This is a genomic window from Streptomyces sp. BR123 (assembly GCF_013401435.1).
GTDB lineage: Bacteria > Actinomycetota > Actinomycetes > Streptomycetales > Streptomycetaceae > Streptomyces.
Map to the genome: position 1 here is coordinate 1 of NZ_JACBGN010000624.1, position 1,066 is coordinate 1,066.

Below are 1,066 nucleotides of genomic sequence, written 5' to 3' on the forward strand. Positions count from 1 at the left end.
AGGACGCCCCACCATGCCGCACCGCCCCACCCTCCTCGTCGTCAGCGGCCCGCCGGGCACCGGGAAGAGCACTCTCGCCCGTGCTCTCGCCGACGGGCTCGGCTGCCCGGCGATCATCCGCGACGAGATCAAACAGGGCATGGTCCGCGGCGCCGCCCCTGCACCGGACGGCACCGATCACCTCAACCTCCCCGCCCGGGACGCCTTCTTCGCGACCCTCGCCCTGCTGCTGGAAGCCGGCGTGACCGTGGTCGCCGAGTCCGCCTTCCAGGACCGGGTGTGGCGCCCGGGCCTGGAGCCCCTGACCGAGATCGCCGACGTCCGGGTGATCCGCTGCACCACGTCGACCGGAACCCTCGTCCAGCGGATCACCCGGCGTGCCGGGACCGACGCCCACCGGGCGGCGCACGCCGATCACACCCTCCTGGCCGACATCGCCGCCGGCCGCTACGTGCCGGACGACTTCGCCGACATCACCCTCGACCTGCCCGTCCTCACCGTGGACACCACCGACGGCTACGCCCCCGGCATCAAGGAACTGCTCGCCTTCGCCCAGGGATAGCCCGCATCGGCCGCATGGTCACCAGTGCGGCTCCTGCCAGGTGAACTTCCCGCCGCCCACCCACCGGACCGTGTCCAGGTCGTCGAGGTCGTGGATGCTGACGCCTGCTTCCGAGGCAATCAGGATCACGTCTGTCATGGACGTTGCCGTACCGACCACCTCCCCGTCGACCTCCACGATCCGGAACGGCGGGTCGCCGGGCTGCACCGCCAGGACGGTGACCCGCGGCGAGGACATGTACGGGCTCGAGCTCTCAGTCATACAGAAATCGTTCCACGCGGTCCGCGCGTCCGCCCGAAGCAGCGCGCCGCCCCGCCGCCGCCATCCCCGGCCGGCTCCGGTCCGGCGGCCCGCGGTAGGGCAGGGTGGCGAGCAGCAGCACGCCCGTGACGACGGCGTGGACGTTCCGGGCGGCCGGGACGCAACTGCTCCGCCAGACGTCGGCCCCGCCGCCCCGAGACCGGCGGCTTGCAGGCCATCCACCCGCACCCGCCCTGTCTCTTA

Annotated in this window: 2 protein-coding genes; one reads left to right on the forward strand and one right to left on the reverse strand. The window is 72.6% G+C overall.

The features are described 5' to 3' along the window. Nucleotides 1-562 (forward strand): AAA family ATPase (locus HYE82_RS36720; RefSeq protein WP_306439697.1); only part of this gene is annotated, 562 nt, incomplete at its 5' end. Nucleotides 563-580: 18 nt separating this feature from the next. On the opposite strand, the gene HYE82_RS36725 is transcribed toward HYE82_RS36720, so the two are convergent. Further along, a complete protein-coding gene (locus HYE82_RS36725; RefSeq protein WP_179178554.1) occupies nucleotides 581-823 on the reverse strand; it encodes a hypothetical protein in 243 nt (80 codons plus the stop codon). Nucleotides 824-1,066 lie beyond the last annotated feature (243 nt).